Here is a 24,098-nt window from a genome sequence, read left to right as displayed (position 1 = left end):
TGTTTTTTGTAATGAATTATTTCCGTTGCGGTATCACGACTTTCTCGACAGTCTTAACAGAGCGCATTTCTGCGCTCTGTTAAGACTGACAATATGGTCTGTTAAAGAAATCTGTTCTCGGATATATCAGTTTGCGGTTTCGTCGCCGGTTGCCCAAATGTAACCCTGCTTATTCTCTGTGGTAGATGCATTGATTACACCGTTTACACTTCGAGTGATTGCTTTGCCGTAGTACATGAAGTCCTCACCGTTCGCGGTGTATTTGATGAAAGGTCTTGCAATTATAAGTCTGTCATATTCTGATTCGGGAATATTTGTAACGGCGACAGTAAATATGCGTCCGTCGGGCACAATCCAATCCCGTGCTTTGTCGGCATTCTTAACAATTGCGGTTGCATTGACATTGGCACCGCCGATTGTTGTGAGTTTGAGAGTGCCTACACCGTTTACGGCTGCCTGCTCAAACGCGTAAGTCGGTGCGTTGAGAAGATTCTGAGGAATAACTATCATGCCGTAAGAAACATTGGAGTACACATCATTAGTGTCACCATTGATAAGAGTCGCAAATCTCAGAGCCTGAGTTTGTTCTTGCTCGTTGGTTCTGATTTGTGCACCAAGGGTTTCGAAAGTGATTTCGGGTAAATGAGTAAGGGTGACATTTACAGTTGCATGAGCAACAGCCTTGGAATTGGTATTACCGTAGAAGAGAGTTAAATCGACCGCACATGCGCTGTTATCATTTGAAATTGCGGAAGCTTCAACTGTAACGGAAAGATTGGGATACTTTGCTTCAACAGTTTCTCTTACATATTTCTCGATATTTGCTTCTGTTGCGGCGAGGTGCATTGTATAAGTGAAGCTTGTGTCGCTTTCCAATGCGGTGGCTGCAGTATCCACAGCATTCTTTTCTGCCGTAAATGCTGCCATATCTTCGGGATTTTTGAAATATGCAATATAGTCGATATCGGTGTAATAAGTTAAGTTTTTCGCCTTATCATCTTCGGTGATCGAACGGTAGAATATGAAAAATCCGCTCAAACCTCCCTTAGCGTTTTTAGTGGGAAATGCGGGGGTTGAGGCAATACGGGAATTCCATTTTGTGCCGTCTGCGGCATTATACATATAAGCACTTTGGCTATAAGAATCGCCGTCAGGAAAACATAATTCCGCACCGTACCATTTGTCGTCCTCGGGTTCGGTTGCGCCTGAGCCCCAGTCCTGTGTAGGCTGGAAAAGGAAGTTACCGCCTTCCGCACGTGGCATATAGAACTGTGTGTTTGCGGGCCAGTTGGTCTTGAACTTTATTTTGAAATAGGGATAATCGTAAAGATTAAAGGATTTGGCAAAATTGAATTTATGCTGAGTGGTCACATCTCCGGTTGTGGTGATGTGTAAAATGCCGTCATCCACGGAAAAACCGCTGTATGTTGCAGGGATAGTAACACCTATGTCGGAATAGTCATCAAAGCGCAGTACGTAGTTGTCGGGCTTTGCATCGTATTTCTTCATATCGGCTTCATCAGCGAAGAAAGCGATATACTCAATTTCTGCAAAGTAATTTGCGGAAGGAGAAGCTTTACCGTTTTTAAACTGGAAGAAGAAGTTTGTTACGGAAAGTGTTGTTACATTGGGATAAGTGGTAAGCCAGGTTTTTCCGTCGCTTCCGGTGTATTTTTCGGGTTCGCCCCAGGTACGCGCTTTTTCACCGTCAAGGTTGAAATACAATTCCGCAGTATACCAGTTGCCGTCATTAATTCCGCTCACACGTGTGAGATCGGAATAATAGCCGCCGTCGTTAACGTAGAACTGAATTGTGTAATCAAAATCAGTTCTGTATTTAATCTTCACAAAGGGGTATTCTGCAAGATCAAAGGAATTCCCGTCGGCAAACTTGAAGGTGGGCTGGAAAGTTCCGCCTACAACACTTCCTTTTGCCATATCCATCTTGAATATGCCATCGGAAACAGTACCGCCGGTGGGGTATCCGTCGGCAAGAGTTACAGTTCCGTTGCCGTCAAAGCGAATGACTTTGGAGTCAGCCAGTGCAAACGCGGTCAACAGGGTACACAATAAAAGTGTAAAAGCCAGGATGCTGAGAAGTTTTTTTGCGTTCATTTTTTGTCTCCTTAAAATATTTTGTTAGTGTTTGTATCAGAAACACGTGTGCGTGATGACAGCGAGGTTACCCTCTCATCACACCATATTTATACGCGATAATTTTATCACATTTTTTCCTTGTGTCAATAGCAAGGTTGAAAATAATTTTATTTTGCATGCATTTAAATTTAAATAATTTCACAAAACAAACAAGCACCCTGTGGTGAGGGTGCTTGTTTGCTGAAAGCAATCATTTATATAAGGAGTTAAGATGAATGCTTAGTTAATTATTTTTCCCAACCGCTTGCTTCACGTACGTCATCAACACTCTTGGTAACGGATGCGCCATATGTGGTGTAGGTGTATCCTCCAAAGGTGTAGGTGACATAAGGACGAGCAACAAGCTTGGTAGCGAGTTGGCTGGGCTTGTCCTGCTCGGTTCCGTCGGGAATGTTTGTGACAACAGCGTTGTAGCTGATAACAGTGCCGTCGGTGGCGGATTTGAAACCGTCCTTGGCGGAGCTTACAACTGCGTATTTCGCGGTGTTGCCCAGAACGGGTGTGGTGCCGTCTAAACCGATAACCGCACCGTATTCAACAACTTCGCAGCCTGCGGGAGCAAGAGCGGTGTCAAGAGCGAATCCGAATCTCAAACCAAAGGTGCCATCGGCTCTTATCTGTGCGCCCAGAGTTTCAGGAGCTAATCCGGCAGCATAGAAATCATCCATGTCTTCTTCCGATTTGAAGAATGCCATGTATTCAATTTCAAAATAGAGGTTTTCTTGCTTTTCCTGAATTTCGGCTATCTGGTCTCCTGTGAGAGCCTTGAGCTGCAGGAAAATTTTCCAAACAGTGGCATCGTATGATTCAGAGGGGAATGCTCCGGAGCCGAATACACCGACAGTTGTATCTCTGTATGTGTAAGAGGTTTCTGTTGTGGCAGGGAACTGTGCCTGGAAATAACTCAAACCGCTTTCGGTCGGATTGTTGAAACCAAACCAAAGACCACTCCATTTTGCACCGGGTTTAGAGAAATAGAACTGCGTTGCTGCGGGGAAATTAGTTTTGTACTTGATCATAGCATAGGGGTAGTCGTTAAGATTGAATTGGTCGTTTTCGGGAATGTTGAAGTCATAAAACGCGGAATATCCGGCAAGAACGGGGTTGTCGTAGGGTATTTCGAGTCTGTAAGTGCCGTTTGCTATTTCTTGTGTAGCAGTTCCGCATCCATCATTCTTCACTATGTTGGACAGGGTCAGATTGATATTGCCCTTGCCATCGAAAGAGATAAGCTTATAGGGGTCATAAGTATTCATGGCTTCTTCTGTTTTGAAGAAAGCGATGTACTCGATTTCAGCATACCAATTTTCGTTTAAGTCTTTCAGACCGTAGAAGCGGAAATCCAATCTCCATACCGGATATTTGCGATCTTGCGAGGGGTATCCAAAACTACCCACGTGTTTAGCTATCGTATTACCTTTATAGGTACCACTGTAGGTACCTTCGGCACCATTATTGGGGAAATAAAGATTAAGGGTGTTCCACGCATCGGGGGTTACTTTTCCTGAACCAAAGAAAGCAGCGCCGCTACCGTTGGTACTATCGGTGCCGTTTTCATACGCCCAAGCATAGAAACCCATTGTAGGAGAATTTGTTCTGTACTTAATCTGCACATAAGGATACTCGTAGAGGTTAACAGCAAGAGCAGATTTTTTGGCATCACCATTATTAAAATATAATTGCATCGCGGTATTGTCGTTCGGCAAATTTTCTTTAGCTACTTCAGCTCTGTAAATGTAGTTTGATACAGACTGAGTAGGTGTGGGACCTCCATGACTATTTACACCTCTAAAAAAGTGATCGCAGCCAGGAGGGTATGCGCCGACGCTGTTGAAGCCAATGCGGTAAACATCGCCGGCTGCAAGTGCGAAAACTGAAAGCATGGTGCATAATAAAAGTGCAATAACTAAGGTACTGAAAAGTTTTTTTGTGTTCATTTAATTGCCTCCTTTAATAATTTTGATTTGTGTTTGTATCAGAAACACGTGATGTTTGTAATGACGGCGGGCACCTTATCCGAACAGTGGTGTGCACGGACAAGAGTACACTTTTTCGTCATATAAAAACTTACATTTGCAGTATAGCACATTTTTTTTGCTTGTCAATAGATTTGGCGAAAATAATTTTATACAATGCAAAAAATATATCATGTTCCGAAAATCACCCGTTCAAACGTTGGCTCTGACTTGTGAAAAATGTGTCTTGTAAAAGTCGGGGAAATAGTGTATAATATGTTCAATAAAAAACAAGGCGGTACATATGCTTAACATTATTTATGCCAAATCCGGCTTCGGAAAGACCGGGATAATATATGAAAACATAAAGAAGGACGTTGAAAACGGCAAGCGTGCTTTTCTCATTGTGCCGGAGCAGCAATCGGTTATAAGTGAAAAGCAGATAGTGTCTTTGTGCTCAAACCGTTGCAATATGTACCTTGAGGTGCTTAACTTCACCCGTCTTTGTAACCGTGTTTTCCGTGAATACGGCGGAATGTCCCGAAAATACATAGACGGCGGCGGAAAAATGCTTATTCTTGCAGATGTTCTGGAGGAGCTTGAGGGGCAGTTGGAGCAATATGCCGATAGTGTCAACAGCGACTTTATTTCCCGTCTTTCGGCTCAGCTTGATAATCTGAACCGTCGTGGAAGTGCGGGACAGCTTAATGACATTCTGAATACGGATAATGAATTTGACGGAATCCTGAAGGGCAAGCTTCACGATATTTCGCTGATACACACAGCGTACAAAGCCAAGCTTCACGAAAACTATTCCGACCCGCTGGACGATATGGACAGACTGTGCGAAGCACTGGATGAGTTTTACTTTTTTGAGGACGCCAATGTGTACATTGACGGATTTTATGAGTTTTGCGCAGGCGAAATGAATGTTATACGCCGAATTGTAAATCAGGCAGACAATGTATATATATCTCTTGCGGGAACAGGTGATGTCCTGGACGAAAGCCTCGAAATATGCCGAAGTGCTTTTAATAAGCTGAAGGAACTGGGGGAAAATGTAAATGTTATTACCCCCGATATCGATATACGTACCTGCACCGAAGGGCTTAAGTACCTGAAGGATAATATTTTTAATGAATTTGCATTACCGAATGATAAAACCGACGGAGTGAATGTCACCGTATGTCGTAATATATATGAAGAATGTATTGCGTCGGCTCATTTGATAAAGAGGCTGGTGAAAGAAGAAAATATACGTTACAGCGATATTTCCGTGGCGGTGCGCAATCCGGACAGCTACCGCGGAATAATAGATTTGTACTTTGAAAAATACGGAATACCGTTTTTTATGTCGGTAAGAGAGGACATAACACTGAAACCGCTTTTGTCCTTTGTTTTTTCGGCACTGGAATGTGTAAGTGAATCATACCGTTTGCAGGCGGTGCAGAGATATCTGAAAAGCGGTCTTTCGTCACTGGACGGTGACGAAATATTCCTTTTGGAAAGCTATCTTATAACCTGGAACATAAATTCAAAATCTGCCTGGGAAAAAGAATGGACTATGCACCCCGACGGCTACGGTGAGACTTTTGAACAAAAGCATAAGGAAAAGCTTGAAAAGCTCAACTCACTGAGGAAAAGGGTTTTTGAACCGCTTTCGGAGATGGGTGACGCCATGAAGCACTCTGATATAAAACAGCGTTGTACCGCATTGTACGAATTTCTTGCCAGACGCGAAATACTTGCCGGAATCACCGAAAAGTGCAATGCTTTGCGCGAAAAAGGGGATTACAGCGCTGCCAATGAGGAGATGACGGTATGGAACATTCTTATGAACTGTCTCGACCAGATGGTTCTGATAATGGGCAAAAGAAATGTATCTGCCGAAAAATTCCGCGATATTTTAAAGCTTCTTTGCAGTTCCTGTTCTTCGGCGCGTATTCCGGGTGCACTGGATCAGGTACAGATAGGTGAAGCGGGACATATGCGCACCGACAGCGTGAAGCACACCATTGTTCTGGGTATGTGTGAAAACGAGTTTCCGAAGCCTTCCGACGGCGGTGCGCTTCTGAGTGAAAAGGAACTCAAAACTCTGGCGGAGCTGGGGATAGATGCGGGTGAAAGCGGGGAATATTCGGGCTACCGCGAAAAGATGTTTTTCTATCTTGAGCTTGCCCGCCCTACCCATGGTATACATCTTATGTGGCGAACAAACGATATGACGGGCGGGGAACTGACAAAATCTTCATTTGTTCACCGTGTGCAGAAGGTGCTGACGGAAGTTAAGGATGAGGAATTTGACTCGTACAGCATGCTTCCCGTTTGCGAAAACGAGGGCTTTGATTATTTACTTGCAAATCATGCGAGCGACCCGGTAAAGCTTGCAGGGCTTTACGAGTTTTATAAAAACCACCCCGATTACATGGAAAAGCTGGAATATCTTCGCACTGCCCACAGCGCATACGAGACACCGCAAAGACTTTCGCCCTGCTTTTTTGAGGGTAAGGATATGTACATGTCCCAAAGCTCTTTTGAAAAGTATATAAACTGCCGGTATTCTTATTTTGTGTCCAATCTTTTGGGGGTGAAGCCCGAAAAGCGCGCAAAGGTGGATTTTTCCATTGTGGGAACGTTTGTTCATGCGGTGCTTGAAAAATTCATGCTCAAAACCGGCGGTAAGGTCAGGGATATGTCGGATGAGGATATACTGAGCGTGACCGACGAAATAACACAGCAGTATATCACTGAAAACCTGCCCGATTTTGACAGCGCTACACCGCGCTTCAAATATCTTATTGACCGTATTTCAAAAACTGCACTTCTGACGGTGCACAGCCTTGTTGATGAGCTTCGCCAATCGCTGTTTGAGCCCGCAATGCTGGAAGCGCGCATTGGCGACGGAGCAATTCAGCCTTACGAAATAGAACTCAAGGATGGCTCAAAGCTGATATTCAAGGGGATTGTTGACCGTATTGATACCTATACTTCTCCGTCAGGCGAGGAATTTGTGCGTATAATGGATTATAAAACAGGTAAGTCAAGCGGCACATTCAAGCTCAAAGAGGTACTTAACGGCTTCAAGCTTCAGATGCTGATATATCTGTTTTCTGTCAGACGCGGCGGTATAACGGTTGACGGCATAAAGCATGACGTGACACCTGCGGGAATACTTTATGTGCCCGCTATGCGCCCTAAGGTAGAGGGGAATGTGGAGACAGGCAGTGAGGAATACCTGCATCAGATAGAGACAAGCTTCAAGCGCAGCGGGCTTATTCTGGAAAATGAGGAAATAGTCAGCGCTATGGAGAAAAATCCCGGCTCGGTGTATTTGCCCGTAAAGATAAAGGACGGTCAGCTTTGCGCCGGTGAAAGTCTTGCCACTCTTGAAATGTTCGGAAGCCTTGAAAATTATATAAAGCGCCTTGCATCGGGGCATATAAACTGCCTTAAGGACGGAAATATTGACATAAATCCGTTTAAATACGGCAAAGATTCTTGCGAATACTGCGAAAACTATCCTGTTTGCCGTTTTGAGGGCAAGGGAAGAAGATATGAAACCGTAAACGATCTTGAAGAGGCGTGGCAGGAAATAAGAAAGGGAGAGGAGGAATGAGTATGGGAAAAAGTGATATCAAATGGACAGAGGGACAGCTTAATGCCATAAATGCACGCGGAGCAACGTTGTTGGTATCTGCGGCGGCAGGCTCGGGAAAAACGGCTGTTCTGACCAACCGCATTATCAGTAAAATAATTGAGGATAAGTGTGAAATAACCGATTTCCTTGTGGTTACCTTTACCCGTGCCGCGGCGACTGAAATGAAAAACAAAATTGTCAAGGCACTTCGCGAAAAATCTGCCGAGAACCCCTCCGACCGTCATTTGCACCGTCAGATTTCACGCATAGGCGAGGCCAAAATCTCAACCATCGACTCATTCTACACCTCCATCATAAAGGACAATTTCAATCTTCTGGGGCTTCCTGCCAAAATGCGGCTTATGGACGATGCGGAAAGCCGTGTATTCCTCAACCGCAAGGTTAATGAGGTGCTTGAAAAATACTATGCCGAGTACGAAAATGCTTCCGCCAGCCCTTTTCACCATCTTGCCGAGGCTGTTTCGGGGGCAAGGGATGATGATGGCTTTTGCAGTGCGCTGATCAATATATATAAAAGGTTCATATCCTTCCCCGAGCCTGAAAATATACTTACAAAAATCAACACCCGCACCGAAAATGAACTGGAGTCCTATTACCGCGGTGAAATCGGTGTATTTGAAACAAGCTGGGGAAAGCTTCTCAAAGACAATCTGCAAACAAGACTTGAAAATATATTTAAGGTACTTAATAACGCAAGCTCGCTTGCACTTTCGGATGAGCTTCTTGAAAAGAATTATTACCCTGCCGTTAAAAGTGATATGGATTTTGTAAAGGACCTTATCCGCACACTGGACAACAGTTCGTATGATTTACTTCGCGACAAAATATTCTGCTTCATTCCTCAATCCCTCAAGAGCACAAGAAGTGATCTGAAGTACGAAATGGAGCGTATAAAATCAGCGCGTGAAGAGTTCAAAAAAATGATAAATATGCTCAAAACCGAAATTCTTACATATCCGCAGGAAACGGTTTTCGAGCAATGTGCCATGAATTACAAAATGAGCTGTGTGCTGGCACGCATGGTAAATGAGCTTATAATCTCCATGCGTGAGGAAAAAATCCGTCGTCACATTATGGATTTCAGCGACCTGAGCCATTTTACATTTAAAGCTTTTGTCAAAAGCGGAAGCTTTGATTACGAAAACGGTACCTTCGAAAAAACTCCGCTTGCCGAAAAACTGACAGAGGAATATGCCGAAATATTCATCGACGAATATCAGGACACCAATCTTTTGCAGGACATACTGTTTAACGCAATTTCAAACGGCAGAAATCTGTTTATGGTAGGCGATATAAAGCAAAGCATTTACCGCTTCAGAGGTGCAGACCCTTCCATTTTCAGAAAATATAAAGACGGATTTGAATACTACGGGTCAGGAAGCGAAATAAAACAGAAAATATTCCTGTCAGAAAACTTCCGCAGTAACGGCGGTGTTCTTGATTTTGTCAATATGCTTTTTGCGGGTACCATGAACAGCATTTCCCCCGGCTCGTATATTGACGAGGACATGCTGGTGTGCACCAAGGATGAAGAAAAAATAATTCCTCAGCTTCACGTGTTTGAAATGTCCCCACGCGGTGCCGGTGACTCCAAAGCGGAAAAGCAGGCGGAATGGGAATATATCGCATCCGGAATAACGGAATTTGCAAAAAACGGTTACGATTACAGCGATATAGCGGTTCTGGCGCGTGACAGCGACGGACTTTTGAAAATGAAGCAGGTGTTGGACAAATATGATATTCCATGTGTTACCGAGAGCCGTGAGTCACTTTTTGACAAAAGCGAAGTTCTTATGATGCTGTGTATTCTTAATGCCATAGACAATCCACGCAGGGATATTTATCTTGTGGGTACAATGAATACTCCATTTTTCGGGTTTACCCCCGACCAGCTCTATAACATAAGGCTTTGTGCGGATAAAAATGATGCCGACGGATGCTTTTATAATGCCATGTTGTCGTACCGCAATACGCATGAGGATGAGCTGAGTATGAAAATTGACAGCTTCGACCGCACCCTCAAGCATTGGCGGGAGCTTAGTACAGGAATAGGTGTGGCACAGCTGATACGCACGGTTTACAACGATACTTCGGTTCTTTCGCTGATGAACGACAAAAGCCGTAAGGAAAATCTTCTGACATTTTATGACTTTGCACAAAGCTTTGAAACCAAGGACATCAAAGGTCTCTTCATGTTCATTTCCTATGTTAATGATATTATTGAAAACGGTTTTTCGTATAACGTTCCGCAGGAAAGCGGTAACGCCGTAAGACTTATGACCATGCATAAATCAAAGGGTCTGGAATTCCCGGTTTGCTTTGTAGCCGGTCTTAATAAAAAGATGAATATGGGCGATATTACCGGCAGTATGATAATCAACAAGGAAATGGGAGTTACCATGAAGCATACCGATGCCGACGGCATCGTAAGCTATGATACACTGCTTCGAAAAACGGCGTCACTTGCTGAAAAGGAAAAGCTTCTTGAGGAGGAAATGCGCCTTTTGTACGTGGCGCTTACCCGAGCAAAAAAGCATCTTGTGCTGACTGCCTGCGCGGGACCGAGTGAGCTTTCTGCCGCCAAGAATACCCACCCTCTTCATGAGCTTACAAAGGCGGACAGCCATTACGATATTATTGCATCCGTTTTGAAATATGATGCGGCTTATGAAGAAAATATCATGACTTATCAGACTTTTTTTGCCCCGAGTCTCAAACTGGATGTAACTCTTCATCCGCTTGGCGAAAGTGAAGATGTGCAAAAAACAGCCGTGTATAATGTAAGCCGTCCTGTGGCTGAAATTGACCCTCGCAGTCTGAGCTTTTGTTATCCGCATGAGCGCCTGTCGGCAGTGCCGCAGAAGCTTTCGGTAAGTCAGCTTCATCTGGGGCTTACGGATGACACACAGCAGCCTCCCGAGGTCTATGCTTTTGAAGCCCCGTTTTTTGTAAGCGGTAAAAAGCAGAATATCAGTGCTGAAACGGGAACTGCCATGCACACCTTTGCCCAGTTCTGCGACTATGCAATCTGCGCCGCCAAGGGATGCAGATACGAGGCAGACAGACTTGTGCGTGAGGATTTCATAACACAGGAGCAGTACGATTTACTGGATTTTGCAAAGCTTGACAACTTCTTTAAATCCGATCTGTACAAAAAAATCAAGGCTTCACGTGATGTACGCCGTGAAATGCGGTTTAACATCCTGGTGGATTCCGATACCATTGACAGCGATGTGAAAGGGGAAAAGATACTTATTCAGGGTGTTATCGACTGCTTTTTTGAAAACCCCGACGGCACTTATACCGTTGTGGATTTCAAAACCGACCGCGTGAATGACCAACGTATTCTGATTGAACGCCACCGTACACAGCTGGAGTTTTACGCCCGTGCCGTAAGCGATATCACCGAAAGACCCGTTAAGGAAATCATAATCTACTCCTTTGCACTTTCAAGAGAAGTGTATTTGTGACATACGTTTAAGAATCAAAAAATTGGCTGTAAAAATCAAATTTGATTTTTTACAGCCAATTAATTTGTTATGTTAGTATTCAAGCTTCCATTTTGTATAGTAAATTCCAGGCTTTGTACGACCTTGTAATTTATGATAATACGCAGTAAGCAAAGCTCCGTCGTCCAGCTCTACGGTGGAGGGATAGCCGAGGTCGCCGTCAACGCCGTCGTCACGCAGAATGAACTCCTCACTCCAGGTTTCGCCGTCGTCTTTGCTTACAATTACTCTTTCTCCCTTTTGTTCTCCAAATCGAATAGCGTAAGAACAAATTATCCACCCGTTTTTAAGCTGTGTCAGATGTGACGGAAATCCCACATCAACTATCTGCTTGGGCTGTGTCCAGCTTTCACCCATATTGTCCGAGTGGCACTGGTAAATTCCGCATCCGATTTGCTCGCCGTTTTCAAATTTATGAACACGTATGTGCACAAGTATTCTGCCGCTTGACAGCTGTAAAGCGTAAGGCTCGCAGAACATCCATTCCTTTTGTTGCTCGGTAAACACCATAGGTATTTCAACCGCATCCGTCCATGTTTTTCCGTCCTTGCCGGTCATATAATAAATGCCTTTTTTCAGCGCGTGATACTTGCCGTATATGGCATCTTCGCCTTTTTCACTGCTGAAATTTCTGCCCACATAGAACAGACTTCCGTCATTAAGCACGCAGGGACCATGGGGAGCGGTAATGGGTAAAAGGGTAAAATCCGTAAATGAATTGCAATTGTCGAAGCTTATGACATATGTACTGCCCAGCGCCTCTTTTTCACGTATCTCGGCTACTCCTGCCTTTTCCATTTTATCAAAATATGCTACCGTAAGTCCGGGATTGGGTTCCTGACCCGCATATTGATGATGGGGATGGTCGGGTGTGGTGGCATACTCAATCTGCATTTTTATGGTATTGGTAAAGCTTGTGACTATTACTTTGTCCCTGTTCTCACCAAACACTGCAATTCCGCCGTCGCGGTCGTCCAGAGCGGTGTTCATAACCGTCATTGGCGCACTCCAGCTCTCACCGCCGTTAAAGGATTTTGACATCAGTACACGCCCGAAAGGACAAACGTGGGCAAGTCTGTCGCCGGAATACACGCAGACAAGTGTCCCGTCTTTAAGTTTTGTAAGTGTAGGCCAGCCTGCGTAACCGAAAACATGATCGGACTGGTATATTGTACCATGCTTCAAAATAGTCGGTTTCATAAATTTTCTCCGATTTCATCTGAGGTACTTATCCGCAAAGCTCTTGATTTCGTCTTTGTCCATGGCGGGCTGGGTCACACCGCCCACAAAGCTCCAGTTTTCGGTATGAGTATGAATGTCACCGGGAGCGTAGGTGTAAAGCTGTCCCAGCGTTTCAACCTCCATGAATTTTTTGCAGGTGTAAATTTCGGTGGATACACCGTAATCGGGGTATTCTCCGCTTTTGTGGTCGGGAGTGTAGGAATTGATGAGGAGTGTTGAGCCGTGAACGAAGCCTATCTTGCCCGCGGTGTTGTTCACACCGATTTTGAGGGGGGAGATACCCTCTTCGTCAAGCTGTTTTACTGCAATGTAATCACTGCCCCAGCTCAGACGCTTGTCTGCCATATCGGTGTATTCCCAAACCGAGATAACCCGGTTTGCCAGAAGCCCTGTTTTGTCGGCGGGCTGGGGAATAATTGCCATACCGCCCTTGTCGCAAACCGACATTGCCCAAAGGGAGTACTTGCAGGGCTTTGTGCCTTTATTTTGAGCGGTATAGTCTATTTTTACGTTGGGAAGTGTATCGTCCATGGTGACGGATATTGTCTGCTGCATCATGGTAACCTTCTGTACAGGTGGAGTAAAGGTTACTGTGTTGCCGTTTACGGTATAATCCACCTTGTCATTATCGGGGTAATAGGTCAGCGGCATTTCCTCGGGACTGAACCACAGACGTGTTCCGCCGTAGATATACCATACATCGCCCTTGTCATATACCTTTTCCATATCTGCCCCCTCACGCTTTTCAGCGCGCGGCAGGTCGTTGAAAAATATATTGCTGTCTCCGTCCAGAGAGGTATATATGATTCTGGGACCCACCTCAAGTGTTACCTTCATAACCAGACGTTCGTTTGAAATTGTCAGGCATTTGCCGTAGTTTTCGTAGTTTTCTTCAAAAATTTTAATACTCATATGTTTTCATCCTCAAAATTATTTTTTAAGTGCTTTCTTCTTGCTTTCCAGAGTGTTTTTCATAAGCATTGTTATGGTCATGGGACCCACACCACCGGGAACGGGAGTTATAAAGGAGGTTTTGTCCTTCACATTATCAAAGTCCACATCACCGCACAGCTTGCCGTTTTCGTCACGGTTTATGCCTACATCTATAACCACTGCGCCATCTTTTACCATATCGGCTGTTATAAACTTGGCTTTTCCTATGGCGCTGACAAGAATGTCGGCGTTTTTTGTTACCTCTGCCAGATTTTTGGTTCTGGAATGTGCGATTGTGACAGTGGCATTTTCATGTAATAACAGCATCGCCTGAGGCTTTCCGACGATATTGCTTCGTCCCACAACCACCGCATTTTTGCCGTTCACATCAATGTTGTATGCTTTCAGCAGTTGCATGACGCCTGCCGGTGTGCAGGGTACGAAATCAAAATTGCCTATCATTATTCTGCCGACGTTTTCGTATCCGAAAGCGTCAACGTCCTTTTCGGGAGCAATAGCCTGTATTACGGCGACATCGTCAATGTGCTTGGGAACGGGAAGCTGAACAAGAATGCCGTTGATTTTTTCGTCGTTGTTGAGTTTATTTATAAGCTCTAAAAGCTCGTCCTGAGTGGTTTCGGCGGGCAGACGGTATTCCTCGGAATAAAAGCCCACCTCGTCGCAAGCTTTTTTCTTGTTCTTTACATAGGTCTGAGAGGCGGGGTCGTCTCCCACCAGTATAACAGCCAGCCCCGGCTTTTCGGGTAGCTTTTCCGCTTCTTCACGTATTTGCGCTCGCAGGGAGGCGGATACTGCTTTTCCGTCTATAACAGTCATATTTTTTTCTCCTTTTTGTTTTTGGTAAGAATAGTTTTTGTTATAAGTACGATAAGTGCCGTCACGCAGGCGGCAACGCTTACTATGAATGATGCGGGAAGTCCGCCCGAGGTTTTGAGTATGAATTCGTCGTTACGCATAAGCTCCAGCAGACTCCTGATAAGCCCGTACCAGAATACATAGCACAAAAAAATCTGACCGTCAAAGGTTTTCTTTTTGTAAATAAGGTGTATTATGATAAGTCCTGCCAGATTCCACAGGGATTCATATAAAAACAGTGGGTGAACCTCGATTGTTCCCTGCGCACTTGTTATCCTCATACGCCAGGGGAGTGTGGTTTCGTTGCCGTAAACCTCTGCATTCATGAAATTGCCCCAGCGTCCGAGTATCTGACCTATCATTACTGCAGGAGCAATGGCGTCCAACGCCTTGAAGGTGGATATTCTCTTGAATTTTGTAACGGCAACTATGGTAAGAGCACCGCCTATAACCGCTCCCAGTATGGAAATTCCGCCGTTCCATATTGCAATCATTTCGTAAAAGCTGTGATAATCATTAAGGCTGAACAGTACATAGAATATGCGCGCCGAAATAATGCCCATGGGAACGGTGAAAATAATTATATCCAGGAAATGGTCATCCTTTATACCCTCAATTCGCATGTTTCTCAGGGCGTAAAGGTAAGCCAGTATCATGCCGAAGGCGATAATTACGCCGTACCAGGCAATTTTCAGCCACGGCATGCCTATTTCTGCACCGTCAAAGGCGATTGGGTTGACATGGAAATCCTTTATCCCCAGCCCGGGGAAACCTATCATTGTTTCCATATTTTCACCTCGGCATTATCACGCTCATGGCGCAGAACTCACTTTTGTAGGTGGAAAGAAAGCGTTTTTTCACATCCTCCTTGGTAAGCAAAGCTATAATATTGGGGTACTTAAGCATATCTCCGCCCATGAATTTAAAATCCATAAAGGTGTTGGCAATTTCCTCGGTCGAGCCCCAGTCCTGAACGTTTTTGGAGTAGACCACACGCTTGACAATGTCAAAATCCTCGTCGGTGAAAAGCGTGTCAAAATCGGAGGCATATTTTTCAAGCTCCTTTTCTACTTCCAGCATAAGTCTTTCGGGGTCGCGGCTTTCGCCGGAAATGTCCGAAAAAGCAAAGGATATGCCGCGCTCGTAGCCGGAGGAGAACTTGTTGTTGATAAGCCCTTCTTCGTAAAGGCGGTTATAAAAATCACCTGATTTTGAGAAAAGCTTTTCCATTATTATTTCGTGCTCTGCCTGCTTTTTCATCAATGCTTCTCCCTGTGAGGGAACGTCATTGTCTTTTATGCCGATAGAAAACAGAGGGAAAGCTACTTCAAGCTTTTCGGTTTTGATTTTTTCACAGATTTCGGGCGCTTCCTCTTCGTAACGACGGCTGATACCGACTGTCTCACCCGGTTTCAGTACCTTGTCGCAAATTTTTTCAACCTGCTCGGGAGTAACCTTTCCGCTGACGCACAGCACCATGTTACCCGGGTTGTAGAAGGTGTTGTAGCAGTTATAAAGTATTTCGGGGGTTATTTCGCGGATGGATTCAACCGTTCCTGCCGTATCGATTCGCACGGTGTGCTTGTTGTAAAGCGCGCGAAGAAGATTAAAGTACACTCTCCAACCGGGGTTGTCCTCATACATTCTTATTTCCTGGGCTATAATACCCTGTTCTTTTTCCACTGTTTGTTCGGTGAAGTAGGGATGGGACACAAAATCCAGAAGAATTTCCAGGGACTCGTCAAAATTCTCGGTACAGGAGAAAAGATAAGCGGTTTTGTCAGAGGAGGTGTAGGCGTTGGCACTTGCACCGTATTGAGCATAACGTGCAAATGTGTCTACGCCGTCCTCGTTTTCAAAAAGCTTGTGCTCCAGAAAATGGGCAATACCGTCGGGAACGGTGATGAAATCTTTATCGCAGTCACGCTTGAAGGTACGGTCGATAGAGCCGTATTTTGTTCCGAACAGTGCGTAATATGTGCCGAGTTCTTTGGGAATCACATAAACATCAAGTCCGCTTTTATGCTTGAAATAGTAATATTTTTCGTTTATATGCTTGTTTTCGTTAAGAACGTAACTCATTGGTTTGCTCCTTTCAGGAAGTATACCGTGTCAAGAACCACACCGCGTGCGGCATTTATAACATCCTCTTTGGTGAGATTTGTGATTTTTTGGCATACCGCCTCGGGTGTTTCGCTGATTCCTGCCAGCATACGTCCGTAATACCACAATGAAAGGCTCTGAGGGTCATCGTTAAGCTCGGAGTAGCCGTTTATCAGTGATTTGACCGCACTGTCAAATTCGGCATCGCTGATTTTTCCGTTTTTGATATCATTAAGCTGAGCGAGGATTTCGTCCTGTGCTTTCTTTTTGTTTTCAACCTCTATTCCGCTGGCAACAAACAAAAGTCCCTTGTGCGCTTCCGGCACTGCGGTACAATAGTAGCACAGCGAAAGCTTTTCACGCACATTCATGAACAGCTTGCTGGAGGGTGAACCGCCGAAAATTTCATTGAACAGCGAAAACGAAAGGTAATTTTCGTCGTAAATGGACATTCCCGAGCGGAAGCCCAACGTGAGCTTGCCCTGATTTATGTTCATTTCTTCTTCAATATTCTTTACTTCGCCTACGGTTTTTATAATGTTGGGCTTGAATTCCTCAGCATCGGCTCGCTCCACGCCTGACAGCATTTCGGTAATATCGCTTTTAAGCGTGTTTTCGTCGCATTTTCCCACAAAGAACACGTCAATATTTGCCTGAGCGATAAAACGCTTGTAGGCTTTATAAAGGGAAACCGGTGTTATGGCCGACACCTGCTCTGCAGTACCGTACTCGCTTAATCCGTAAGCCTCGTCGGCACACATTTCCTGCTGACAGCGTCTGAGGGCATACTGGTTTTTATTGTTCTTTTGAGCCATTATGAAATCAATCTGATTCTTCTTTTCGCTTTCTACGTAGGAAGCGGTAAAGCCGCCGTTTTCGGTTTTGGGGTTGAAAAACAGCTCACCTGCGGTTTTTATCAGCTCTTTGAGAATATCTGTCTTTTCAAATGCATATTCATTACAAAGACAGCTTGCGAAAATACCGATTATCTGTCTTTCTCCGCGCTTGAATACCGTTGTGGATATATGGCCGCCGTAAAGACGGTCGAGGTGTCTGTTTATAGCGCGCATGTCAGGGAATTTATTGCTTCCTCTGGTGAGTACCTTGGGAAGAAGTGCATATTCTGCCGCGGTTTCTTCTTTCAGCGGTACCGAAAAGAACAGAGAAAGAAAATTCGTTTTGAATTTATCTGTTTTTGATATGTTGAGACTTATTCTGTCGAAAATATTTTCTTTTATCAAGGCAAATACCTCCATATTATTCTACTGACTAATAGTATAACACAAATATCATTCCAATTACAGTATAATTTGTAAAATTTTGAAGGGAGTTTTAATTATTATGCCGACCGACAGCATTTTTTATGTAAATAAAGGGCATAGCTTTATGTTCAATATGTTGGGAGAAGTGTCTGACGAGCTTTTGCACGGATGGGAGGTGACGGTTGTGGGAGAGCAGAAGGAGGGCAGGGTATTCTGTAAAACAGACTACGGCTATGCGGGTTATGTCAATGTATGTGATATAACACGCGGTACGTACAGACCTACCCATCGGGTAAAATCTCATTTTTGTGATATATTGCCTCAGCCCGGATATATACATCTTCCCTCGGACACATTGCCCAAGGGGGCTTTTTTGGAGGTTATCGAAAAGGGCGAGAAGTTTTGCACCGTAAAGTATAACGGCACAGAAGCTTTTGTACCCTGTGCCCATCTCGAGCCGCTTGTGCCGCAAAAACGTGCAAAGCCTTCAAAAATAATAAGGTGTGCAAAGGAATATATGGGTGTGCCTTACCGCTGGGGCGGAAAAACACCGCTTGGTATTGATTGCTCGGGGCTGTGCTTCATGGCTTATTACTTAAACGGCATAAAAATATACCGTGATGCCCGTTTTCCGTTTTATTCCGATTACGAAATTAAAAAGGAAGAATTACGTCCTGCCGACCTTGTTTTTTTCAAAGGACATGTAGCAATGTATATCGGCAACGGCAAAATAATTCATTCCAACTCTGCCGACGGAATGGTAACGGTATCGGAATTGAATTATAAAGATGTTCTTGCCTGCGCGTCTCTTTACGAGCTTTTTTAGGCGAATGTAAAAAAGTGATATAATTCCGCGTTAGCGGAATTATATCACTTTTGGTTTATTTTTTCATTATGCTGTTCATGAAGTCAACCGATTTGAGTGTGCGGTTGTACTGGTCGCTGAAATTGCACTCCATAATGATTACGCCGTCATAGCCAACACTTCTGAAGTGGTCGTAAATTGCTTTGTTGTCAACAACGCCCGTACCAAGGTCCATTATCTCAAAATAATGGCCGTCGCGCAGAATATCGGTTTCGTAATCAACCTTAAGAATGCCCTTGAGGTGCAGATAAACGGTTCTGTCGGTGTATTTTTCAAGAGCCTTCATTTCATCGAATCCGGCAAGATGGAAGTTACCTGAATCGAAGGTGAACATAAGCTCGGGTATATTGTCCATCAGCCAGTCAAGGTCTTCAAAGGAAGCGTAAGGCACAGAGGTGGTGGAGAAATCCTCAACCGTTACCTGAACGCCGATTTCTTTTCCGTACACAGCCAGTTTTTTGAAGAGCTTGCGGAAGCCGTCAACATACAGCTTTCTGTTTTCGGGCTTGTAGTCGTCCGGGAGCTGAGGAACAGCCATGAATCTCGGGCTTCCCACACGCTTTGCACGGCGGATATCCTCCTTCATACGCTCCAGACCGAAATGTATACAGCCGTCGGGAGAAACACTGCACTGAGCTGCGGAGTGAACTGAAGAAACATGCATTCCGTATTGCGCAAGATGCTCCTTGAGCACTTCGGGTACGGTCTGATAAATATAGGTTACATCCAAATCAATAGCCGTAATGCCCAGCGACTGAGCTTTTGCTATTGCATCCTCGTATTTTACGCCCTGTTCTTTTTCAGCCGAAAGAAGCTGACAGTAAAAAATACCAAGTTCCATAAACATACCTCCAATATAGTTGGTTATGTAATAATACTGGTACCATTATACCATGGAAAAACATATATTTCAAGAGTATTTATTATAAAAACGTGCCGTTTTTGAATGTTATTTTGTAATAAATGCAATATCATATATTATTTTTGTTAAAATATTGACATAAATATAAATATTATGATATACTCTATAATAAGGAAAAAGATTTGCAAAAGTAATAGGGGGAAAAATGATAATCATTATAACGGGCGCCTCCCACACGGGAAAAACACTTCTTGCGCAAAACCTACTTGAAAAATACGGATATCCTTACCTGTCAATCGATCATTTGAAAATGGGTCTTATACGAAGCGGTAATACAAAGCTTACTCCTTTAAGCGATGACAAGGAACTGACAGAGTATTTATGGCCCATAGTCCGTGAGATTATAAAAACCGCCATCGAAAACAATCAGAATCTTATTGTGGAGGGGTGCTATGTCCCTTGCAACTGGAAAAATGATTTTGACAGCGGATATCTTGAAAATATAAGGTACTACTGCCTTGTAATGAGCGAGAGATACATAAAAAATCATTTTGATGATATAAAAAAGCATGCCTGTGCCATCGAAAAGCGTATTTGTGATGATGAGCTTACGCCGGAGGGTGTTGCGGAGGATAACGCGTATTTTCTGAGAAATGCAAAGGAATACAAGCTTAATTATGTGCTTATTGATGATGAATACGAAATAAATATCGAACTGTAAATAAAAATGCGTCCGGTTTATGCGGAGTGTTCTTAAGGACACTCGGCAGTTTTATTCGCCTTACGGCGAGTTCTATTACTTCGTAGTGATATTGCTCCGCAGTGGTATTGCCTTCGGCAGTTTATCAGCGAATAAAATACCACTAAAACCAAAGGTTTTAATAACACTTTTGATTTGTCAAAAATATCACTCTGTACGAAGTACAGAATACAACTTGAAAAAACAGAAAAATTACAGTATAACTATTGAGAGGTGATGATTATGGCGGATAGTATTTTAAGAGATAAAGCAAAGCAATTTGCAAAGGATATTGTTTTCTTGTGTAGAGAAATTAAATCGAGTCATAAAGAAGCGGTGTTGGTAAATCAACTGCTTCGTTCTGCAACCTCAATAGGTGCAAATCTTCACGAAGCACAATATGCTCAAAGCAAGAATGATTTTATATCAAAGCTTGAAATAGCACAAAAAGAATGCTATGAAACAGAGTATTGGTTGGAATTACTATATGAAACAGATTGTATCGAAAAAGAGAAATATAAGAAAATACAAAATGAATGTGGTGCCATTCGCAGAATGTTAATTTCTTCACTAAAAACAGTTAAATCAAAATAATATCATTAAGCCTGAAACGAGAGATGTCGTTTCAGGCTTTTATAATAAGGTCTTAGGATATCCTAAATGTTTGGAATATGGTACACATATTCCCTGCTCGTTAAAGTAGCGGACATTTTTGATATTCAAGATATTTTTTGTACTTCCCGAACATAACGGCTTTGATGTACTGCTCCATATACTCGTAGTCAGGGCTGCCCTCGTCGGTTGTGGGTAGCAGTATCTTCTCTTTTGATATTCGGTAGTCGTTAATCTCTCGGTTAAAGTTATATTTCTCACTCATTCGCTTTGTCATTGTAGCGATGAACAAATAGACATACATTGTGTAGCTGTCGTTCTTCAAGTGGGTTATGTGGTCTGATGCTATAAACTTTGACGGCTGATAAAAGCTACTGCCGACACTTCCGCTGTTTGCTATCGTCAAACAGTTTGAAAACTCCCTTGTCGTGCGTTCCGTACTGATAAAGCCGTCAATACCATTATTCATTGCTGTCGATGATACATAGGGCATTGTGCCTGCTTGCTGATGCTCTCTAACAAGTCGCTTGCCCCTTTGTATGATGTCAAATAGGTCTTTGAGATAGAACACGCCCCATGTCTTTTCCGCAAGCGGTATCGGTGGCGTTTCAAGTTGAGCATTGACAAAATCTCTGTATTTCTGTTTGAGCTTGTCCTCTCGCTCCCTGATATACTGCTCCATAAAAGCATAGTCGGGCTGTCCGTCATCGGTAATTGGGAGTAAAATCTTAAGATTTGTTATTCTTTCTGTTCCTAAAATTTTTCCATAGCTAAATCTTCCACTTGTTGTATTTTTTATCGTTTGTATTAAAAACAATGCAATATCTTGATTTAAGACAAATCCAACAGGGATTAAGGCTCTTATATTACCAGAAATAGCGACTTTGCCTTTTTGATAAAATGTTGCACCAACTGTTCCTGTTCTTGCGATTGTAATACAATTTTCTACAATCACCCTAAACTCATTTACAAATTGAGTTATACCATTGTTTACACCAGAAGAATTAACATATGGCATATTCCCTGTGTTGTTATCTAAAATCGTATCTCTGCCCGATACTATTTTGAATAAAGAAGAAATTTTAAATACTTTCCATTCTCTGTCGTTAAGATTTAGCATTATCGCCGTCCTCCTCAAACAGATATTCTCGCCCTTGCATTATCATAGAAAACTCAAATGTCAAATAGTCTCCGATTGTCTTTTCAAAGTCCGCCTCGGTTGGTATCTCGTCATTAAAATAGTAAAAACTATGTAGCCACTCGTCAGCGGCTTCAACTGTTGTATATACACAGAATTTGCTCTCGGCTTCCATTTCCTCACGCCATACACTCAACAGATGTGCTTTCTTGTCCTTTACTGATTCAGTTTCAATCAGTCCTACATGCGGAGCTACCTTGTATCCGTCATTTTCAAAATTGATAAATTTACAAATCTTGTCCGCTTCGTGCGGTATGCCTGCCGTAAAGACTGCAATACACGGAACAGTACCCACGCCGTAAAAGGTGTCTTTGTTCAATGAGATAACACCCTCAAGAGTATGATGCTTCAAAATGCTCTCTTTGACGGCTTGCTCGTCCTTGCTCTTTCCGGTCATAGCAGACTGCGGAACGATAACAGCACACCTCGCACCGACTGTCAAGCTGTTCAGTAAATGCTCCGTGAAAGCTATCTCGTATAAATCGGGATTTGCCTTACTGCCTTGTGAGTATGGCGGATTCATAAAGCCAACTGTCGCACCCTTTAACTGCAACTGATTGGGGTTTAACTTCAAAAAGTCGGTGTCTATAAGGTTGCTCTTACCGTCGCCCCGAAGTATCATATTAGTTGTAGCTATCGTGAACATATAGGGTTGAAGTTCAACGCCGTGCAGTTGCTTTTGTTTTATGCTCCGCTTTTCGCTGTCGGTTGTTGCTTGCTTTAACATTTTGTGCATAGCCGCAATCAAAAAACCTGCCGTGCCACAACACGGATCGAAAACTGTGTCCGTCGGTTTAATGTCAACCAAATCACAGAAAAGCTCCGTTATATGCTTTGGTGTCAATACGATACCAAGTGTCTGTCCGTCGCCCCCTGAATAGCTCATAAACTCGCCGTAAAATCTGCCGAGATAATCTTCTGCACTCTGGCTGTAACGGATAGAGCGATAAATCTTGTCATATAAGAACTCTGTAAAATGTTTCAAAGGTGTCCTTTTCAGTTTCGGATCTACGGAATTAAGTTTTGCCGTGTCCTTAATTAGTGCAAACTGTGACAAGAGTTTTTGTTTTTTGACTTCCGGTGCCACATTAGCCCTTTGTAAATTGTCTGCTATTGCTCTGTATATCTTTTCGCCGTCGGTCTTGATAGTGTCGCCTGTTAGTTCTTCAATGGAAAAGTTTTTGAATTCTATTTCTCTGAGTGCAAGCAGTATTCCCGAAACAATCAACGGCTTGTCCGTATCTTTAAGACTGCCGTAATTCCTCAAATCTTCGTGCAAAGCGGCTGCATCCTTTAAGATTTCCGCTGTTTCTTTCTCGCTGTCCGTGTCCTCTTGCAACACTTCACGCACAAAATACTCGTCGATGTTGCTCTCGTTAAAGGAAATAAAAGACTCAACTTCCGGTAATTCTCTGTAAAAGTCTGTTTCGTCTATATACACGGGTGAAATCTTGTGCTTTTTTTCGTCACCTGACACACCGAAGGCTATTATCTTCTTATAGCTTGTATGTTCTGCAAGATGTTTGCCATAGAACACAGCGCCATTAACGGCGTAATCTGTTACGGCTTGCACTTCTTGACTGATAACACCGCCGTCGTCAAGTTTGATATGCTTTGACAAGTCCGCTTTGTCCTCGATAACAAGCAAGTAGTCTTTAACCACTCCAACATATTCAGGAAAGCCTACTCGTCCTGTGCCTTTCTTGGAGGCTGTTTTGAGTACGGTATCTATTTCAAGTATGGTGCTACCCTGAGCGTCAAGGCTGATATCGGCTTGTTTCAAAAGCTCCCATACCCATAAATCTGTTTTTACTTCTTTTTTAGCCATTTATTTTCACACCCTTTTCTTTTAAATATTTCTTTGCAGCTTCATTAAATAAGTCTGCCATACTGTGTATCTCTTCGTCATATACAATGGTTGACTTTAGTTTGTTAAATATTTTCGGGTCCATTCGGAATTGGACTTGTCGAGTTCTATTTGCTTTATTTTCTTTAATCAAAACAACTCCTCGTATAATAAATGTAGTAGTTTTTAGAGTTCCTCTCCAAGAACTATGGTATAATTGTTTAGATGCTGTGGATTGGTTAACAACTCCTACCACTCGATGGTTTTGAGAAGGCTCCAAC

General features: G+C 43.4%; 17 protein-coding genes. 5 read left to right on the top strand and 12 right to left on the bottom strand.

Going from position 1 to position 24,098, the window contains the following annotated elements; all coding sequences use genetic code 11:
- Positions 1-126 precede the first annotated feature (126 nt).
- Together E7588_08295 and E7588_08290 are read right to left on the bottom strand one after the other, a co-directional pair.
- Entirely contained in the window at positions 127-2,115 is a 1,989-nt protein-coding gene (locus E7588_08295) for a hypothetical protein (protein MBE6689255.1), read from the bottom strand.
- Positions 2,116-2,384: 269 nt separating this feature from the next.
- Entirely contained in the window at positions 2,385-4,094 is a 1,710-nt protein-coding gene (locus E7588_08290; GenBank protein MBE6689254.1) for a hypothetical protein, read from the bottom strand.
- Positions 4,095-4,416: 322 nt separating this feature from the next.
- Between E7588_08290 and E7588_08285 the strand changes: the two genes are divergently transcribed.
- Positions 4,417-7,728: a hypothetical protein gene (locus tag E7588_08285; protein MBE6689253.1), complete on the top strand. Its 3,312-nt coding sequence runs from the start codon at positions 4,417-4,419 to the stop codon at positions 7,726-7,728.
- Positions 7,725-11,240, top strand: a complete 3,516-nt coding sequence (locus E7588_08280; protein ID MBE6689252.1) for a hypothetical protein — start codon at positions 7,725-7,727, stop codon at positions 11,238-11,240. Before E7588_08285 ends, E7588_08280 begins: the two co-directional genes overlap by 4 nt.
- A 72-nt stretch (positions 11,241-11,312) precedes the next feature.
- On the opposite strand, the gene E7588_08275 is transcribed toward E7588_08280, so the two are convergent.
- Genes E7588_08275 through E7588_08250 form a run of 6 tightly spaced genes read right to left on the bottom strand, consistent with a single transcriptional unit; the run spans position 11,313 to position 17,689 of the window.
- A complete protein-coding gene (locus E7588_08275) occupies positions 11,313-12,479 on the bottom strand; it encodes an exo-alpha-sialidase (protein MBE6689251.1) in 1,167 nt (388 codons plus the stop codon).
- A gap of 15 nt (positions 12,480-12,494) precedes the next feature.
- Complete coding sequence (locus tag E7588_08270) at positions 12,495-13,433, bottom strand: hypothetical protein (protein MBE6689250.1); 939 nt, start codon at positions 13,431-13,433, stop codon at positions 12,495-12,497.
- A gap of 18 nt (positions 13,434-13,451) precedes the next feature.
- A complete protein-coding gene (gene folD / locus E7588_08265) occupies positions 13,452-14,291 on the bottom strand; it encodes a bifunctional methylenetetrahydrofolate dehydrogenase/methenyltetrahydrofolate cyclohydrolase FolD (protein ID MBE6689249.1) in 840 nt (279 codons plus the stop codon).
- A complete protein-coding gene (gene lgt / locus E7588_08260; GenBank protein ID MBE6689248.1) occupies positions 14,288-15,118 on the bottom strand; it encodes a prolipoprotein diacylglyceryl transferase in 831 nt (276 codons plus the stop codon). The genes folD and lgt overlap by 4 nt, the downstream gene beginning before the upstream one ends.
- Before the next feature lie 4 nt (positions 15,119-15,122).
- The gene (locus E7588_08255) at positions 15,123-16,412 is read right to left on the bottom strand and encodes an insulinase family protein (GenBank protein MBE6689247.1); all 1,290 of its coding nucleotides are present in this window, start codon (positions 16,410-16,412) and stop codon (positions 15,123-15,125) included.
- Positions 16,409-17,689 carry an insulinase family protein gene (locus E7588_08250; GenBank protein MBE6689246.1) on the bottom strand — a complete coding sequence of 427 codons (1,281 nt, stop codon included), beginning with the start codon at positions 17,687-17,689 and terminating at the stop codon, positions 16,409-16,411. The genes E7588_08255 and E7588_08250 overlap by 4 nt, the downstream gene beginning before the upstream one ends.
- Positions 17,690-17,774: 85 nt before the next feature.
- On the opposite strand from E7588_08250, the gene E7588_08245 reads away from it, so the two are divergent.
- The gene (locus E7588_08245; GenBank protein ID MBE6689245.1) at positions 17,775-18,521 is read left to right on the top strand and encodes a hypothetical protein; all 747 of its coding nucleotides are present in this window, start codon (positions 17,775-17,777) and stop codon (positions 18,519-18,521) included.
- Positions 18,522-18,576: 55 nt separating this feature from the next.
- Here the strand turns inward: E7588_08245 and E7588_08240 are convergent, their stop codons facing one another.
- Positions 18,577-19,407, bottom strand: a complete 831-nt coding sequence (locus E7588_08240) for a sugar phosphate isomerase/epimerase (protein MBE6689244.1) — start codon at positions 19,405-19,407, stop codon at positions 18,577-18,579.
- 220 nt (positions 19,408-19,627) lie between these two features.
- On the opposite strand from E7588_08240, the gene E7588_08235 reads away from it, so the two are divergent.
- Together E7588_08235 and E7588_08230 are read left to right on the top strand one after the other, a co-directional pair.
- Entirely contained in the window at positions 19,628-20,143 is a 516-nt protein-coding gene (locus tag E7588_08235) for an ATP-binding protein (protein MBE6689243.1), read from the top strand.
- 261 nt (positions 20,144-20,404) lie between these two features.
- A complete protein-coding gene (locus E7588_08230) occupies positions 20,405-20,755 on the top strand; it encodes a four helix bundle protein (protein MBE6689242.1) in 351 nt (116 codons plus the stop codon).
- Between the two features lie 100 nt (positions 20,756-20,855).
- Here the strand turns inward: E7588_08230 and E7588_08225 are convergent, their stop codons facing one another.
- From E7588_08225 to E7588_08215, 3 genes are read right to left on the bottom strand one after another with little or no spacing between them, the layout of a single operon-like run.
- Positions 20,856-21,893 carry a restriction endonuclease subunit S gene (locus E7588_08225; protein MBE6689241.1) on the bottom strand — a complete coding sequence of 346 codons (1,038 nt, stop codon included), beginning with the start codon at positions 21,891-21,893 and terminating at the stop codon, positions 20,856-20,858.
- Positions 21,880-23,799, bottom strand: coding sequence for an SAM-dependent DNA methyltransferase (locus E7588_08220; protein MBE6689240.1), 1,920 nt, complete (start codon positions 23,797-23,799; stop codon positions 21,880-21,882). The genes E7588_08225 and E7588_08220 overlap by 14 nt, the downstream gene beginning before the upstream one ends.
- Positions 23,792-23,971 (bottom strand): hypothetical protein, encoded by a 180-nt coding sequence (locus E7588_08215; GenBank protein ID MBE6689239.1) that lies wholly within the window; start codon positions 23,969-23,971, stop codon positions 23,792-23,794. The genes E7588_08220 and E7588_08215 overlap by 8 nt, the downstream gene beginning before the upstream one ends.
- Positions 23,972-24,098: the final 127 nt, after the last annotated feature.

It is taken from the genome of Oscillospiraceae bacterium (genome assembly GCA_015065085.1).
Taxonomy (GTDB): domain Bacteria; phylum Bacillota; class Clostridia; order Oscillospirales; family SIG627; genus SIG627.
This window is presented reverse-complemented; position numbering and strand designations above follow the sequence as displayed.

Excerpts from the sequence above, each read along its gene's own strand:
- E7588_08285 (MBE6689253.1), top strand. The coding sequence starts at position 4,417 with ATGCTTAACATTATTTATGCCAAATCCGGCTTCGGAAAGACCGGGATA.
- E7588_08255 (MBE6689247.1), bottom strand. The coding sequence starts at position 16,412 with ATGAGTTACGTTCTTAACGAAAACAAGCATATAAACGAAAAATATTAC.
- E7588_08240 (MBE6689244.1), bottom strand. The coding sequence starts at position 19,407 with ATGTTTATGGAACTTGGTATTTTTTACTGTCAGCTTCTTTCGGCTGAA.
- E7588_08250 (MBE6689246.1), bottom strand. The coding sequence starts at position 17,689 with ATGGAGGTATTTGCCTTGATAAAAGAAAATATTTTCGACAGAATAAGT.
- E7588_08235 (MBE6689243.1), top strand. The coding sequence starts at position 19,628 with ATGATAATCATTATAACGGGCGCCTCCCACACGGGAAAAACACTTCTT.
- E7588_08225 (MBE6689241.1), bottom strand. The coding sequence starts at position 21,893 with ATGCTAAATCTTAACGACAGAGAATGGAAAGTATTTAAAATTTCTTCT.
- E7588_08280 (MBE6689252.1), top strand. The coding sequence starts at position 7,725 with ATGAGTATGGGAAAAAGTGATATCAAATGGACAGAGGGACAGCTTAAT.
- E7588_08270 (MBE6689250.1), bottom strand. The coding sequence starts at position 13,433 with ATGAGTATTAAAATTTTTGAAGAAAACTACGAAAACTACGGCAAATGC.
- E7588_08295 (MBE6689255.1), bottom strand. The coding sequence starts at position 2,115 with ATGAACGCAAAAAAACTTCTCAGCATCCTGGCTTTTACACTTTTATTG.
- lgt (MBE6689248.1), bottom strand. The coding sequence starts at position 15,118 with ATGGAAACAATGATAGGTTTCCCCGGGCTGGGGATAAAGGATTTCCAT.
- folD (MBE6689249.1), bottom strand. The coding sequence starts at position 14,291 with ATGACTGTTATAGACGGAAAAGCAGTATCCGCCTCCCTGCGAGCGCAA.
- E7588_08230 (MBE6689242.1), top strand. The coding sequence starts at position 20,405 with ATGGCGGATAGTATTTTAAGAGATAAAGCAAAGCAATTTGCAAAGGAT.
- E7588_08275 (MBE6689251.1), bottom strand. The coding sequence starts at position 12,479 with ATGAAACCGACTATTTTGAAGCATGGTACAATATACCAGTCCGATCAT.
- E7588_08290 (MBE6689254.1), bottom strand. The coding sequence starts at position 4,094 with ATGAACACAAAAAAACTTTTCAGTACCTTAGTTATTGCACTTTTATTA.
- E7588_08245 (MBE6689245.1), top strand. The coding sequence starts at position 17,775 with ATGCCGACCGACAGCATTTTTTATGTAAATAAAGGGCATAGCTTTATG.
- E7588_08220 (MBE6689240.1), bottom strand. The coding sequence starts at position 23,799 with ATGGCTAAAAAAGAAGTAAAAACAGATTTATGGGTATGGGAGCTTTTG.